Here is a 15,385-nt window from a genome sequence, read left to right on the forward strand (position 1 = left end):
ACGCATCCGTACTAGGCGGACCGTACCAGTCCCTCCGGGGTGGGGCTGACAATCTGGCCCTGCAAAGGTCAGACTTGCCGCAGTGCGTGCCTCCCATGGCCTCCCCATCACAGCCCCCCCGGCACTGGGTGATCGGGGATGTCCACGGCTGTGCCAGCTCCCTGCTCCGATTGGTCAACGATCTGCCTGCGGCCGATCGGATCATCTTCTGTGGGGATGTGATCAACCGGGGTCCCCAGATCGAGTCCGCCATGGACCTGGCCTGGAGCCTGGTGAGCTCCTCCCGGGCCGTCTGGTTGCGGGGCAACCACGAGCAGCGCCTGCTGGAAGGCCTGGCCGGGGTCCAGCGGCTCGATGCGGTCTCGCCCAACCGATGCGACACTTACCGCCAGCTGGGCGACCGGCGGTCCCGTCTCTGGATGGGGCGCCTGGCCAGCCTTCCGGTCACCTACTGGGGTGAGGGCTGGGTGGCGACCCACGCGGGCTTCGATCCGACCCGATGGTTGGCGGACCTCTCGATCCGCCGTCCCTTCTGGGAGGGCTATGACGGTCGGTTCGGAGAGGTGGTGATCGGCCATACGCCGGTGCCCCAGCTGCGCCGGCATCCGAACGGGATCGTCATGGTCGACACCGGTGCCTGCTACGGCGGCCGTCTCACCGCCTACTGCCCCGAAACCGGTGCCCAGCGCAGCGTGCCGGGGGTCCCGATCGAGCTGTGCCGCCTGTCCGATCGCCCCAAGAGGCTCCACACACTCGTCGGCGCCGACTCGAGCGTGTCGCCTTGCTGACGGTCTTTCGCAGCAACCGGGCCGAACTGCTGGCCCAGGTGCTGGCCGAGCAGTTGCGCCTCCACCCTCCCGATCCCTTCGAGACCGTGGCGGTGATGGTCAACACCTGGCCCACCAGCCGCTGGTTGAGTGAACAGCTGGCCCTGGGGCTGGGGGGAATCGTCGCCAATCTGCGCTTCCCCTTTCCAGGCGCGCAGCTGCGCCGAATCGTGGACCCCTTGGTCGGAGACGCGCCGGCCGGCGAGGATCCCTGGCGGGCCTCCGACCTGGTCTGGCCCGTTCTGGAGCTGCTTCCCGATCTGGTGCGGGAGCCCGAGGGGGAGCCTCTGGAACGCTGGCTGGTGGGGCGTGGCCACGGTTGGAGCCTGGATCTGCCGCTCTGGCAACTGGCGCGGGCCATCGCCGATTGCCTGGACGATCTGAGCCTGTACCGCACCGCCATGGCGGCACGGTGGTGGGACGGGCATCGCGAGGATGGTCGGGGGCAACCGCTCCCGGAGACCCTGCTCTGGCAGCCCCTGTTGTTCAACCGGCTGCGGCAGCGGCTCGGCGTCCGACCCTTCGGCCTGCGGATGCTGGAGGCGATCAAGCAACTGCAGCAGGGGGAGGCGGTGGCTCCGGAAGGGGTCTCCGGTCTGCGCCTGTTCGGCCTCAGCAGTGCTCCGCCGATCCAGGTGCAACTGTTGCAGGCTCTGTCAGCGGCGGTTCCGGTGGATCTCTATCTGCTGACCCCCTGCGCCGAGCTCTGGCAACGCTGCGGAGATCGCCGAAGGCAGCTCAGTGATGCCATCGCCCTGGAGCAGCCCTTCGGGCTGGACTGGCTCCTGGAGACCCCTCCCCTCGAAGCCCGCTTCGGTCGGCTCGGCGGGGAGTTCCAGCAACTGCTGGAAGGAACCGGGGTGTGCCAGCTCGGGGGCAGCGCGGAGCGAGACCTGTTCCTGTTGCCGGCGACCGCCGCGAGCCTGGCAGGTCGACCCCCGTCGCTGCTGGAGCAGGTGCAGCAGCGTCTGGCGGACCCCTCCACCCCGTCACCATGGATCCGACGGCCCAGGGATTCCTCGCTGGAGTTCCATGCCGCGCCAGGTCGGCTGCGCCAGGTGGAGATCGTGCGCGACCGGCTGCTGCAGCTGCTGGCCGCCGATCCGAGCCTGGAACCCCGTCACATCCTGGTGATGACTCCGGAGGTGGAGCGCTATGCCCCCCTGCTGGCCTCCGTCTTCGGTGACCGGGCCGCCACCGGGGTGGAGCTGCCCTGGCGTCTGACCGACCGCAGCCAGCACGGTGGCTCAGGAATCGTCAGCCTGATGCTGCAACTGCTGAGGCTCGGGGGAGAGCGGCTCACGGCCTCCGCCCTCGACCGCCTGCTGGCCTGCCCTCCCCTGCAGGCCCACTTCCAGCTCGAGCCCGACGAACCAGCTGCCCTCACCGCCGCCCTCCAGTCCTGCGGTTTCCGCTGGGGGCTGGGGGCCCAGGAGCGGGGGGGACGCGACTGCCATGGCCTGGACTGGGCCCTCGATCGCCTGCTGCTCGGCCTGGTGCTGCCCGATCGGCCGGGTCTGGCCATCTCCGGCCGTGCCCCCTATCCCCTCCCGGGCACGATCGAGCGGCAGGGACGCTGGATCCGGGTGCTCACGACCCTGCGCCGGACCCTGGAGGAGCTGGGGCAGGCCCATCCGGCTGCCCACTGGAGTCGGAGGCTGCCCGGCCTGCTGGACCAGTTGGTGGGCGAGGGGGGTGACCTGGCCTGGGAGGTGCAGGCGATCCGCGCGGCGATTCACGAGTGGCAGACGAGCGCGGCGGCCTGTCCGCTTCCCCTGGGCGCTCCCGTGGTGGCGGCCGTTCTGGAGGAACGGCTTTCGGCGGAGAGCGGCCGTTTCGGACACCGCAGCGGCGCCCTCACCATCAGTGCCCTGGAGCCGATGCGGGCCATCCCCCACCGGGTGATCGTGCTGATGGGGCTCGATGCCGGCCGGTTCCCCCGCCATCGCCACCGCCCCGGCTTCCACCCGATGGAGAGCAATCGTCAGCTGGGGGATCCCGATCCCGCCGACCAGGACCGCTACGCCCTGCTCGAGGCGATTCTTTCGGCCCGCGAGCACCTGCTGATCTGCTGGACCAGCCGGGATGGGCGCCGCGGCGATCCGCTGCCGGAGGCCACTCCGGTGCGCCAGTGGCTGGATCTGCTCCGTGGGGAGCTCGGAGAGGCGGGGTTCGCCGGCCTGCGTCGCGACCACGCGGTGAATCCATTGGATCGGCAGAACTTCCTGCCCGAGGGCGACCGACCACCTGCCAGCTGTGACCGGCGTCTGCTGGACGCCCGCCGCCGTCTCGAAGTCAGCGCCAGCCAGGGGGCCGCGGGCGCCGGAGCCCCCAGACCTCTGGCCTGCCAGCCCCGGCCCGCTCCAACGGACCCGGCCCCACCGCCCCCGGATCCTTACGTCGATCTGCGCGGCTGGTTGGTCGCCCCCCAGGGGGAGTGGCTGCGCTCCCTGGAGCTGCGGCCGAAGGAATGGAACGAGGCCATCGAGGATCTCGAGGCGCTCGTGCTCGATGAACGCCGCCGTGCCGCCCTGCTGCGCCGGGAGCTGCGCCACGGGGGTGACGACGATCCAGACGCCAGGGCACCCGACTGGCCGGCGATCACCCGCGGCCAGGGACTGCTGCCCGCCCAGGCGGCGGGAGAGCTCGAGACCCGGGAGCTGCAGAGCCGCTGGAGCTCCCTCCAGCGGGCGCTCACCGAGCTGGGTCCAGCCCGGCGCGAGCGACACGGCTGGCGACCGGCGGGTCGGAGCACGGCTCTGGAGGCCGATCTCCACTGGCGGGCCGATCGGCTGGTGCTGATCCAGACCGCCAAGGCCCGGTCCTGCCACCGCCTCGAGCTCTGGCTGGATCTGCTGCTGGCCCGGAGCAGCGGAGCGGAGCCTACAGAGGCTGTGCTGATTGCCCGCCAGAAGGAGACCTTCCAGATCCAGGAGCGGCTCCAGCCGCCACCGGTGGACGAGGCCATCGAGCACCTGGAGCAGCTGCTGGCCTGGAGAGAGGCCCACCGCCGTTCCTGCTGGCCGGTCCCGCCCTCGACCGGCTGGGCCTATGCCAGGGCCGAACACAGGACGCCCGGCAGCGGCGTCAACCGGGCTTCAGAGCGCTGGCAGGGCCAGCCATCCCGGCCAGGGGAGAGGACCGAGCCCGATCTGGCCCTCTGTTTCGGGGCCGATACCGGCTTCGAGGATCTCCTGGCGGGGCGCTTCGGCCCCTTCCAGGAGCTGGCGATATCCCTGGCTCGTCCGCTGCTGGAGCACGGAGCGAAGGGATGAGCCGGTCACCGACCGAGGCCACCGGCGACCGGCCCTTCGCGGCCAACGACCTGCCGCTGGGGGCCGGCATCCATCTGCTGGAGGCCAGTGCCGGGACCGGTAAGACCTTCGCCCTGGCGCACCTGGTTCTGCGCCTGGTCTCGGAGCGGGAGATCTCCCTGCGGCGGCTGCTGGTGGTCACCTTCACCGAGGCGGCGGCAGCCGAACTGAAGGACCGCATCGCCCAGCGGCTTCAGCAGGCGCTGGCGGCCCTCAACGCCCCTGGAGATCCATCGGTGGATGCCGATCTGGGGGAGTGGCTGGAGCGCTGGGACACCGGAGCGAGGCCGCTGCTGCAGGCCCGCCTGCTGCTGGCCCTCGAGGAGCTTGATGCGTCCGACATCACCACCATCCACGGATTCAGCCGCCGCACGCTGATGCGGCAGGCCCTGGAAGCGGGTCTGGCCCCCGAACTGAAGCCGGAACGGGAGGACGGAACCCTGCTCAGCCAGATCGTTCACGACTATTGGCAGGAGCACCTGCTGCCCTTGCCGCTTCACCTGTTCGAAGGGCTGCGGAGCCAGCGCCTCACGCCGCAACTGCTGCAGGATCTGCTCGGAGTGCTGCCGGGGGATCCGTCGTTGCGTCCCCCCCCTCTGATCGAGGGCGTCAGCGCCGATCGCGCCCTGCCACCCCAGCTGGAGCGCTTCTGGGAAGGGTGCTGGCAGCGATTCCGCGAGCACTGGGAGGAACGGGGCGCCGCCCTGGCCCAGGCCCTCAAGGACGCGCCGAGCCACTGGAAGGCCCTGGGAGCGCCCGCCGCCTCCACCTATCCGGCCAGGCCCCGCACGGACCGGGCGGTCGCCCTGCAGCACTGGCTGCAGGGGCAGCCGAGCCCAGGCTCCTATGGCGCCGTGCTGAAGGAGAAGAGCAGCTGGCTACCCGACTACTTCCACCCCGGGCCATTCAGCCGAGCGGCGAGGAGGGCGGGGGAGGAGGGCTCTTCCCTGCCCGAGCGGCCCTTGATGGAGGCCGTGGCGGCCCTGGTGGATGGTCCCTGGGAGCTGACCCTGGCCCATTTCTCCCACTGGGGGCTGGCGGAACTGGAACGGCGGCGCCGGCGGATGGGACGGATGGGCTTCGGTGATCTGCTGCGGGCCCTCGATCCCGGTCCTTCCGGGCAGGAGCGCACCACGATGCTCAGCGCGGTGGGCCGGCGCTACGACGTGGCCCTGATCGATGAGTTCCAGGACACCGATCCGATCCAGTGGCGCATCCTGCGCCGCTGTTTCGGCGGCGGAGAGCATCTGCTTGTGATGGTGGGGGATCCCAAGCAGGCGATCTACCGTTTCCGGGGTGGTGACCTGGGCACCTACCTGGGCGCCAGGGAGAGCGCCGACAGCCGCCAGTGGCTGGACCGCAATTTCCGTTCCGCCGCCCCCCTGCTCGATGGACTCAACCGACTGATGCGGAGGGGCCTGTCCCGCTCGAGCCTGGCCGTCCCGCCGCTGCAGGCCTGGGCGGGACAGGACCGGGGCGACCTGCTCGGGCCGGGGCCGGTGCCGCCGCTCCAGCTGCTCTGGCTGGGGGGGAATCGTCCCGCCGGGGAGGCACCCCCCAGCCGAACCCAGCTCGAGCGGACCGTGCCGGCGACGGTCGGCTCCCTGGTGCTGCAGCTGCTGGGCCAGGGCCTACAGCTGAGGCGGCACGGTCGCGACCGACCGCTGGAGCCCGCGGATCTGTGTCTCCTGGTTAGCCGCCATGACCAGGCGGAGAGCCTGCGCGGCGAGCTGGAACGCCATGGCATCGCCAGCAGGCTGATCAGCCGGGCCGATGTGTTCGCCAGTGAGGGGGCGACCCTCCTGCAGCGCCTGCTCGATGCCCTGGCGGAGCCGGGCAGCGATCGTCGCCTGCGGTTGCTGGCCTCATCGCCCCTGCTGGGCTGGAGTCCCAGGCAGCTGGCTGAGCCGGGTGACGCCGGTTGGGAGGCTCTGGCGGAGCGGGCGTCCCGCCTCGCCAGCCGTCTGCGGGCCGACGGGGTGCTCGCCGCCCTGGCCGAACTGCTCGGCAGTGAAGAGCTGGCTTACCTCTCCCTCAGTGGGCGGCTGTTGGCTGATCTGCAGCAGTGCGCCGAGCTGGTGCAGGAACACCTGCACCAGGAGCAGCTTTCCCCGGCGGCCTCCGCCGCATGGTTGCGGCGCCGACGGCTGGATCCGCCCGCCACCATTCCGGACGAGCATCAGTCCCACAGCGGTGTCGCGGACTCGGCGGTGGGGGTGGTGACAGTGCACTCGAGCAAAGGTCTGGAGTTTCCGGTGGTGATCTGTCCCTATCTGTGGCAGGCCTCCGGCCGCGACCCGTTCGGCGGCAGCCCGACCCGGCCCTGGCGGCGCTGGACACCTCCGGGGGCGACGGAGCCGGTCCTCGATCTGCATCGCGACCTCGGCTGGGGAGAGGGCCTGGATGCGGCCCGGCAGGAATGTGACGCCCTCGACGCCGAAGCGGAGCGGCTGGCCTACGTGGCCCTTACCCGTGCCCAGCATCTGCTGGTGCTGGGCTTCGGCCCCGCCGCCGGACAGGCCCGCAATCCCCTCGTTCCCTGGCTGTTCCCGGATCTGCCCCTGCCCGGAGTGGGCGCTGGGGGCGAGGAGGTCTATGGCCCGTGCAGCGATGCCGACTGGCTGCGACGGCTCGACCTGGAGATCGAGCGCCGCTCCCTGCCGATGGGCGTGATCACCGCAGACCGGCTGGCCCCGGTGGTCACCGGCTGGCAGCCTTCCCCCCCGTCAGGAAGCCTGGGGCGGGGACCGGTCCCCGCCTGGCCGCTGGCCACCGGCTGGGGGCGCAGCAGCTACTCCAGCTGGACCCACGCAACGGGACCGGGCGGGCTCGATCCCATCGCCCTGGAGGAGGGTCGCGAAACGGACGCGCTGGCGGAACCCGAGACGGCGCTGTCCCAACCCGGCCCCGACGCCCCTGGAGCCTGGGCGGAGCAGGGACCGCTGGCCCGCTTCCCGCGCGGCGCTGCTGCGGGGGACTGCCTGCATCGCATCCTGGAGCGGGTGGATCACCGCCAGCCCGGTGACTGCCCGGCCCACCGGGTGCTGGTGGGCCTGGAACTGCAGCGTGCCGGCTTGCCGGCCGACCAGATCCAGCCCGTTCTCACCTTCCTCGAGCAGCTGCGCTCCACCCCGCTGGGGGGGGAGCTGGGTGGATTCCAGTTCAGCCAACTCGCCCCCCAGCACAGCCTGCGTGAGATGTCCTTCGATCTTCCCCTGGCGGGCCAGGACCGCCCGAACCTGGTGCGGGCCACCGGCCTGGCCCGCGCCTTCCGTGAGCATCCAGGTGGCCGCTTCGGAGGCGACTATGCCGAGCGGCTGTCGGGCCTGCCGGTCGCCAGCCGCGGTTTTCTGACCGGGTCAATCGACCTGGTCTTCACGGCTCCGGACCCCGGCGGCCATCCGCGCTGGTGGGTCGCGGACTGGAAGAGCAACTGGCTGGGGTTGCGCGGTGACGAGAGCCAACCCCTGGCCTGCGGACCGCTCCACTACGACGAGGAGGCCATGACCCGACTGATGGTCAGCCACCATTACCCCCTTCAGTCCTACCTCTATCTGGTGGCTCTCCATCGCTACCTGGGCTGGAGGCTGCCGGGCTATCGGCCGGACCGGGATCTGGGTGGATTCGTCGAAGTGTTCCTTCGCGGCGTGCCAGGCCCCCTACCAGAGGCGATGTGTGCAAGCGTGCCCGCGATGGCGGTGCCGGGGATGCTCGTCGAAGCGGTCCAACCGGGGCGGCTCCATGCCCTCGACACGCTGCTCCGGGAGGGCCAGCCATGAGCGAGACTCCTCCCGTTGCAACGGCTGATGTCCCGGCCAGTGCCCTGGCCGAGGCCCTGGTTGAGGCCCTGCCGCGGCTGTATGGCCTGGCCCCTGATCCCCACCTGGATGATGTGCTGCGGGCCCTTACCGACGCCCTGGAGCGGGGCATACTCGAGCTGTCCTGGGGGGGGGCTCCCCCGCCGACGCTCCGCTGCGATGGCTGGCCCCGGAGGCATCTCCAGGCGGTGGAGAGCTCGGGTCTGGCCCGGGAGGAGGGCCCGGGTGGACAGCCGGGACCCCTGCGGCTGAGCCGGGCCACCGTGGGCTGGCGCCGCTGGCTCGATCAACGGGATGGAGTTCTCGACGACCTGCTGCAGCGGGGCCAGGCCCCGCTGACGGCGCCGATCGCCGCCGCCCCCCTGGCGGCGGCGGTGGCGACGGCCACCCGCCGCGGAGGACTTGATCGAGCCCAGAGCGAAGCCGTGGCCGCCCTGCTGCGCCACCGGCTGGTGCTGCTGGGCGGCGGACCCGGCACCGGCAAGACCAGCACCGTGGTGCAGATGCTGGCGGCCCGGCTGGAGCTCTGTCCCGCCCTGCGCCTCCATCTGGCCGCCCCCACGGGCAAGGCGGCCAGCCGCCTCCGCCAGGCCATCGCGGAGCGTGGGGCCACCCTGCCCGGCCACCTCGCCGGCCCGCTGGCCCAGGTCCCCTGCACGACCCTGCACCGGCTGCTGGAGAGCCGAGGCGACGGGTTCGCCCGGGATCGGGACCACCCACTGGCGCTCGACCTGCTGGTGGTCGATGAGGTCTCGATGCTGGATCTGCCGTTGACGGCAGCCCTGCTGGACGCGCTGCCCGGCGACGCCCAGCTCCTGCTGGTGGGGGACCCGGGTCAGTTGCCCCCCGTGGGGCCCGGGTCGGTGCTGAGCGCCCTGCAGGTCCCGGACCGCCTGGATCGGCTCGGTGCAGCCGCCATCCAGCTGAGCACCACCTACCGCAACGACGGCGCCATTGCCCGGGCGGCCGCGTGCCTGCGTGCCGATGATCCCGCCGGTCTGCGGGAGGTGCTGGCTGGACTGGAGGAACCGGACAACCTGCGCTGGCACCGTTGCCGAGGCTCCCAGATCCCCGCCGCGGTGTTGGGGCGCCTGAGGGAGCAGCAACGCTGCCTGAGCGAACTGGCCCTCCGCTGGACGCCCCTGGATCCGGCCTCCGGTCTGGCGCTGCTGCGTCAGCTGGACAGCCTGGCGGTCCTCGCCCCGACCCGTCTGGGTCCCTGGGGGGTGGAGACTCTGCACCGCCAGTTGCTCGGGGATGGCCTAGCCCGCGGGCCCGCGGGCTGGCCCGCGGGCACACCGGTGCTGTGTCAGCGCAATCGGAGCGAGCACGGTCTGGCCAACGGGGATGTGGGTGTGGTGGTGGAGGGGCCAGCCGGACGCCGGCTGCTGTTCGCCGGTGCACCGGATGCTGACGGGGGCCCGCTCCGGTGGCTCCACCCCAGCCGCCTGGCGGGGGTGGAGCCCGCCTGGGCCCTCACCATCCATAAGGCCCAGGGCAGCCAGTACGAGGAGGTGCTGGTGCTGATGCCCCAGCGCCGTCGAGGGGGGGCCGGAGAGAGCCGCGAACGGGACCCCCTTGACACCCGTCTGCTGTACACGGCCCTCACGCGGGCCCGCCGGAATGCCGTGCTGATCACACCGGATCGGTGGGACGGGCTCTCGAACCCGGACCCGCCGATCCGGACGGCCCCGCTCAACGGATGAACAGCATCTCCTGGTAGGTGGGCAGTGGCCAGCAGGTTTCGTCCACCAGCTCTTCCAACCCGTCCACCGCCAGGCGGATCTTGTGCATCAGTGGCAGCAGGGAGTCGGCGCAGTGGCGCATGTGGGCGGTTTCGCCATGGGGCGGACTGGCCAGGGCAGCCTCCAGGGCGGTGCAGTTGGCCAGCAGCTCCTGGTTGAGTGTGGCGATGCGACCGGCCATGCCCCGATCCGGGGGCAGGCCCAGATCCTCCTGGTAACGGAGGGAATTGGCCAGGTTGCCCAGGTAGGTCATCACGGCCGGATAGACCTGGGTGCGGGCGATCTGGAGGGCCAGCTTGGCCTCCACTTCCACCGCCAGGACGTACTGCTCGGCATAGACCTCAAAGCGGCTGTGCAACTCCACCGGAGTGAGCACCCCGGTGCGTGCGAACAGATCCTTCACGTTCTCCCGCTCCAGCACCAGCAGCGCATCGGCCGTGGTGGGGAGGTTCTCCAGACCCCGCTCGGACACGGCCATCTCGTGCCACTGGCTGGAGTAGCCATCACCGCCGAACACCACGTTGCCATGCGCTTCCATGATCACCTTGAGCACCTGGGCGGCGGCGGCCTCAAGTGACATCCCCTCGGCCATCTTCTGCTCCAGCTGGTCGGAGACGTACTGGAGAGAATCCGCCAGGATCGTGTTCATCGCCACCAGGGGGCCGGCCACCGATTGGTTGGAGCCCACGGCACGGAATTCAAAGCGGTTTCCGGTGAAGGCGAAGGGGGAGGTGCGGTTGCGATCACCCGGATCCTTGGGAAATTCGGGGAGAGTGTCAACACCGAGCTGCATCATGCCGCCATGGTCGGTGCCCTTGAGCTCCCCGTTCTTGATCATGGTGTAGACCTCTTCGAGCTGGCTGCCGAGGTACACCGAGATGATCGCCGGAGGGGCTTCGTTAGCACCAAGACGGTGATCATTGCCAGCGGTGGCCACGACAGCCCGCAGCAGAGGGCCGTAGAGATGGACGCCACGAATCACCGCTCCGCAGAACAGCAGGAACTGCATGTTCTCCTCCGGGCTGCTGCCGGGATCGAGCAGATTGCCCTGGGTGGCGTTGCCCACCGACCAGTTGACGTGCTTACCGGAGCCGTTGATGCCCTCGAAGGGCTTTTCATGCAGCAGGCAGTTCATGCCGTGGCGGCGGGCCGTGTTCTTCAGCAGGGTCATCGTGAGCTGCTGGTGGTCGGTGGCGACATTGGCCGCCTCGAAAAAGGGAGCGATCTCGAACTGGCCGGGGGCCACTTCGTTGTGGCGGGTCTTGGCCGGAATACCCAGTTTGTACATCTGGGTTTCCACGTCCTGCATGAACACCTGGACCCGCTGGGGAATGGCGCCGAAGTAGTGATCATCGAACTGCTGGCCCTTGGCGGAGGGATGGCCGAACAGGGTGCGGCCTGAAAGCAGCAGATCGGGACGCAGAGTGACGAAGGCGCTGTCCACCAGGAAGTACTCCTGCTCGGCACCGCAGCTGGAATTGACTGGTGCGACTTCGCTGTTGCCCAGCAGTTTGAGCAGACGCTGAGCCTGCTTATTCATGGCGGCGTTGGAGCGCAGCAGCGGGGTTTTCTTGTCGAGTGCCTCCCCGGTCCAGGAGACGAAAACCGTGGGAATGCAGAGGGTGATGCCGTTGGGGGTGGACATCAGGAAGGCGGGACTGGTGATGTCCCAGGCGGTGTAGCCGCGGGCCTCAAAGGTGGATCGGATGCCACCGTTGGGGAAGGATGATCCATCGGGCTCGCCCTGCACCAGCACCTTGCCGGTGAACTCGCAGATCGCCGAACCGTCGCCCTGGGTGGAAATGAAGCCGTCGTGTTTTTCGGCTGTGGAATTGGTGAGTGGGTAGAAGACATGGGCGTAATACAGAGCCCCACGGCTGACTGCCCAGTCCTTCATCGCCTGGGCCACCACATTGGCCACGGAAACGTCGAGTTTCCCTCCTTCCTTAATGGTTTTCTGAACCGATTTGAAGATCTCTTTGGGCAAGGACGACTTCATCTTGGCCAGGTCGAACACATCGCTGGCCCAGAGTTCAGCGAGGGGCGCAATGGGCAGCGTGGCGGGAGCCGGCCGATCCTGAATGGTCTGGAAGGCGGCGAGGCGCTGTGAGCTGGGCATGTGGTGCCGGGAATGTCTCGGCCTATCCAACGCGGCGGCTGGCCCGACGAGATGAAGCCGTTGTTACAACCTGCGAACCCATGCTCCGGCCGCACGGGCTCGACCGATCCCACGTTGTCCCCGGCCTCCGGGGGACATCCCCCTCCAGGCTCCACAGGCCTGGAGCCCGGGATGCCGGCCCGCGCCCCCTGGCTCGGTAGCCGTGATGGGACAGACTGAACGGGCCCATGCCAGGCGTCGATGATCCGCTATTACCTGCTCCTGCCGGATCCGAAGGGGGGGGAGGCCACGCTCGGCAGGATGATGGATGACCGCAGTGAAGCCTGCTTCGACACCAGCGTCACTCCACCCACCTGGCAGGGCTGCAGCAATCAGATCCAGCGCCGGCTCCACGCCCACGACAAGATCGCCGAGATCAGCCAGGCCCGTGCCGAGGCCTGGCTCCCGGCGGCGTTTGTCTGAACCGGTGGAACGGTGCGGTGAGCCAATGGCGGTCGGCAACCGATCCGGGGACAGGATGGAGCCGAGCCGGCGGATTCGGCGTCCCTGGGGTTGGTACGAATGTGTGGCAGAGGGAGAGGGATATCGGGTCAAACGGATTTACCTGGATCCTCGATCGAGAATCAGCCTCCAGAGCCACCGGCATCGCTGCGAACACTGGGTCGTGGTCCGTGGCTCCGGGTTGCTCGAGTGCGACGGCGAGCAGGTCGATGCCGATGTGGGCGCCACATTGTTCATCCCCCGGGGAGCCAGGCACCGGGCGTCGGCAGCCGATGCCGGCCTGCTGTTCATTGAGATCCAGAGGGGCCCCTGCCTGCTGGAGGGCGACATCCAACGCCATGCCGATGACTACGGCAGGGCTGAGGGCCCCTGAGTGGACTGGGTGGTATGGTTTTGTTTCCCCCTTTGATTAAGGGCAAGGCAGTCTTGCTTCGGGCCGAATGGCCGCGAGATTCGGGTTGCTGCCGGCCTGCGTTGAAGGAATTCCCAGGCCCAGTTCCCCAATCACCATCGTGTCCCAGCCTTCAGCGTGCGAGAGCTTCGCGTGCTCCGTCGAGATCAGCGCGTCCGCCGATCTGCCCTTCCCCCATCCCCTTACGAGCAACCCCATCACCACCACCCCCTCCGTCGAGCCGAGCGCTTCCAGCCCTGCCGGTGTCGATCTCGGCCGGCTCGACTCCGCTCCCCTGGAGCGTTCCCCGTCCCCAGCCTCCGGCCCCTCCCACCTGGAGGCACCGGTCTCGGCCGTCGCCCGGACCGCGACTGCTGCCTCCCTGGCCCCTGGCAACGATCCGGCCGAGCCAGCCCCCGATGGCTTCGCCGGTTTCGGATTTCCCTCTGAGCTTGTCGAGACCGTCGCCTCCTGTGGCTACAGCGATCCGTCGCCGATTCAGACAGCGGCCATCCCTGAACTGATGCTTGGCCGGGACCTGGTGGGCCAGGCCCGCACGGGAACCGGAAAAACGGCGGCCTTCGCGCTGCCCCTGCTGGCTCGCCTGGATCCCTCCCAGCGCACGCCCCAGGTTCTGGTGCTCACCCCCACCCGCGAACTCGCGTTGCAGGTGGCCGAATCGTTCAACACCTACGCCGCGCGTCTGAGCCAGGTTCGGGTGCTGCCGATCTATGGCGGCGCCGATTTCCGCGATCAGATCGTACGGCTCCGTCGAGGGGTCCAGATCGTGGTCGGTACCCCCGGACGGGTGATGGACCACATGCGCCAGGGCACGCTCGATCTCTCCGGCCTGCGCACCCTCGTGCTGGACGAAGCCGATGAAATGCTCAGGATGGGCTTCATTGACGACGTGGAATGGGTGCTGGAGCAACTGCCCCAGCAGCGCCAGGTGGTTCTCTTCTCCGCCACGATGCCTTCGGAAATCCGCAGGCTCTCCCGTAAATATCTGCAGGATCCTGCTGAAATCACCATTCGGCAGAAGGGAGCGGAATCCAGCACAATCCGCCAGCGCCACCTGATCGTCCACGGGGGACAGAAACTGGAAGCCCTCACCCGGGTTCTGGAGGCCGAATGCAGCGAAGGGGTGATCATCTTCGCCCGCACCAAGGCCATCACTCTGGCGGTGTCCGAGGCCCTCGAGCAGCACGGGTATGACGTGGCGGTGCTCAACGGTGATGTCCCCCAGTCCCAGCGGGAGCGCACCGTCGAGCGGCTTCGCAGCGGTCAGGTGAACGTGCTTGTGGCCACCGATGTGGCTGCCCGTGGTCTGGATGTGGAACGGATCACCCTGGTGATCAACTACGACATTCCCTTTGACAGCGAAGCCTATGTGCACCGAATCGGCCGCACGGGCCGAGCCGGACGCCAGGGTGACGCCATCCTCTTCCTCACGCCTCGGGAGCGCCGCTTCCTGTCGGGCCTTGAGCGGACCGTCGGTCTGCCGATCACCCCGATGGAGGTGCCCAGCAACGCCGACATCAATCAGAGTCGCCTGGATCGTCTGCGTCAGCGCCTCACCGCCGCCGTGACCGGCGCTGGCCCGGCCCCCGGCGCCGATGAGCACGAACAGGCCCTGCTCTCGGAAATTCTCCAGCGCGTGGGTCGTGAGATCGAGGCCAGCCCCGAACAGCTGGCTCTGGCGGCCCTGCGCCTGGCGGTGGGCGAGCGTCCGCTGCTGGTCCAGGGCACCGAACAGTGGCAGAGCAGTGCAACGGCGAAGGATCGCCAGCGTGACGACGAGGATCGCCGCGGCGGCCGCCGTCGCCTGGAGCGGGACGGCCGGTTGCCGGCTGGCGGCCGCGGAGCGATGGCGACCTCCCCGCCGGAGGCCGGCATGGAACGGTTCCGAATCGAGCTGGGTTGGCAGGACCGGGTGAAACCCGGGAACATTGTCGGCGCGATCGCCAATGAGGCCGGTCTCAACGGCCGCAGCATCGGCAGGATCCAGATCTTCGACACGCACAGCATGGTGGATCTCCCCAGCGGCATGCCCGAGGATGTGTTCGACGCGCTCCGGCGCCTTCGGGTGATGAACAAAGAGCTCCAGATCACCCGTCTGCCGGCCTGAGCGACCCGACACCCAGGCGAAGACCCGTTTCGATGAACCCGTTCCCCACCGTGATCCGGCGCCTGCTCTGCGTGGCCGGCGCCTCCTCGCTCATCCTGGCCGGCGGAGCCGAGGCCAGGGCCAATGGCACGCTGCAGTCGTCGCCACGGGGCTCGGATCAGGACAGCCGGGTCACGAAGTTCTGCCTGGCCGCGGTCCATGCCGCCTTCGAGGCCGCCCGCAAAGTTCCCCCGCCGGGCATCGGAGCCTATGCCTGCTCCTGCTTCCTTGACGAGATGAACCAGGGAACCGGTCTCGGGGCCGCCCAGTCGATCTGCCGTCAGCGGGCCCTGGCCCGCTACAGCCTCTGAAGGGTGACATCCTCGCTGCAGAGCAGGCTCATCTGCCGAGCCGTGAGGGATTCGATCGCGGCGATCAGGGTGGGTTGCACCTCCTCGGTTTCCGAGACCACCAGGGATTGGAGCAGATCAAAGCGATCCTGCGGCGCGAGTTCACCGTCATCGCACCAGGTCAGGCTCCAGGGAACAGGGGCAGCCATTGTC

General features: G+C 69.3%; 10 protein-coding genes. 8 read left to right on the forward strand and 2 right to left on the reverse strand.

Translation table 11 applies throughout. The features are described from left to right. Positions 1 to 95 precede the first annotated feature (95 nt). The 4 genes from ACWJI7_RS11290 to ACWJI7_RS11305 are packed head-to-tail and all read left to right on the forward strand — an operon-like array spanning position 96 to position 9,665. Entirely contained in the window at positions 96 to 788 is a 693-nt protein-coding gene (locus ACWJI7_RS11290) for a metallophosphoesterase (RefSeq protein ID WP_479938034.1), read from the forward strand. Then, positions 782 to 4,102 carry an exodeoxyribonuclease V subunit gamma gene (locus ACWJI7_RS11295; RefSeq protein ID WP_479938035.1) on the forward strand — a complete coding sequence of 1,107 codons (3,321 nt, stop codon included), beginning with the start codon at positions 782 to 784 and terminating at the stop codon, positions 4,100 to 4,102. Before ACWJI7_RS11290 ends, ACWJI7_RS11295 begins: the two co-directional genes overlap by 7 nt. Further along, positions 4,099 to 7,920, forward strand: a complete 3,822-nt coding sequence (locus ACWJI7_RS11300; RefSeq protein WP_479938037.1) for a UvrD-helicase domain-containing protein — start codon at positions 4,099 to 4,101, stop codon at positions 7,918 to 7,920. Before ACWJI7_RS11295 ends, ACWJI7_RS11300 begins: the two co-directional genes overlap by 4 nt. Next, positions 7,917 to 9,665 carry an ATP-dependent DNA helicase gene (locus ACWJI7_RS11305; protein ID WP_479938038.1) on the forward strand — a complete coding sequence of 583 codons (1,749 nt, stop codon included), beginning with the start codon at positions 7,917 to 7,919 and terminating at the stop codon, positions 9,663 to 9,665. Before ACWJI7_RS11300 ends, ACWJI7_RS11305 begins: the two co-directional genes overlap by 4 nt. Here the strand turns inward: ACWJI7_RS11305 and ACWJI7_RS11310 are convergent. Continuing rightward, a complete protein-coding gene (locus ACWJI7_RS11310) occupies positions 9,655 to 11,823 on the reverse strand; it encodes a glutamine synthetase III family protein (RefSeq protein ID WP_479938039.1) in 2,169 nt (722 codons plus the stop codon). The two genes, ACWJI7_RS11305 and ACWJI7_RS11310, sit on opposite strands and share 11 nt — an antisense overlap. A 240-nt stretch (positions 11,824 to 12,063) precedes the next feature. On the opposite strand from ACWJI7_RS11310, the gene ACWJI7_RS11315 reads away from it, so the two are divergent. The 4 genes from ACWJI7_RS11315 to ACWJI7_RS11330 all read left to right on the forward strand — a co-directional run bounded on the left by ACWJI7_RS11315 (position 12,064) and on the right by ACWJI7_RS11330 (position 15,193). Then, positions 12,064 to 12,285 (forward strand): hypothetical protein, encoded by a 222-nt coding sequence (locus ACWJI7_RS11315; RefSeq protein WP_479938041.1) that lies wholly within the window; start codon positions 12,064 to 12,066, stop codon positions 12,283 to 12,285. 55 nt (positions 12,286 to 12,340) lie between these two features. After that, positions 12,341 to 12,697: a phosphomannose isomerase type II C-terminal cupin domain gene (locus ACWJI7_RS11320; RefSeq protein ID WP_479938042.1), complete on the forward strand. Its 357-nt coding sequence runs from the start codon at positions 12,341 to 12,343 to the stop codon at positions 12,695 to 12,697. Positions 12,698 to 12,836: 139 nt separating this feature from the next. Further along, positions 12,837 to 14,843 carry a DEAD/DEAH box helicase gene (locus tag ACWJI7_RS11325; RefSeq protein ID WP_479938044.1) on the forward strand — a complete coding sequence of 669 codons (2,007 nt, stop codon included), beginning with the start codon at positions 12,837 to 12,839 and terminating at the stop codon, positions 14,841 to 14,843. A gap of 32 nt (positions 14,844 to 14,875) precedes the next feature. Continuing rightward, positions 14,876 to 15,193: a hypothetical protein gene (locus ACWJI7_RS11330; RefSeq protein WP_479938046.1), complete on the forward strand. Its 318-nt coding sequence runs from the start codon at positions 14,876 to 14,878 to the stop codon at positions 15,191 to 15,193. On the opposite strand, the gene ACWJI7_RS11335 is transcribed toward ACWJI7_RS11330, so the two are convergent. Further along, positions 15,181 to 15,381 carry a hypothetical protein gene (locus ACWJI7_RS11335; protein WP_479938048.1) on the reverse strand — a complete coding sequence of 67 codons (201 nt, stop codon included), beginning with the start codon at positions 15,379 to 15,381 and terminating at the stop codon, positions 15,181 to 15,183. The two genes, ACWJI7_RS11330 and ACWJI7_RS11335, sit on opposite strands and share 13 nt — an antisense overlap. Between the last annotated feature and the right edge of the window lie 4 nt (positions 15,382 to 15,385).

The organism is Cryptocyanus atlanticus LEGE 06306 (assembly GCF_056633155.1).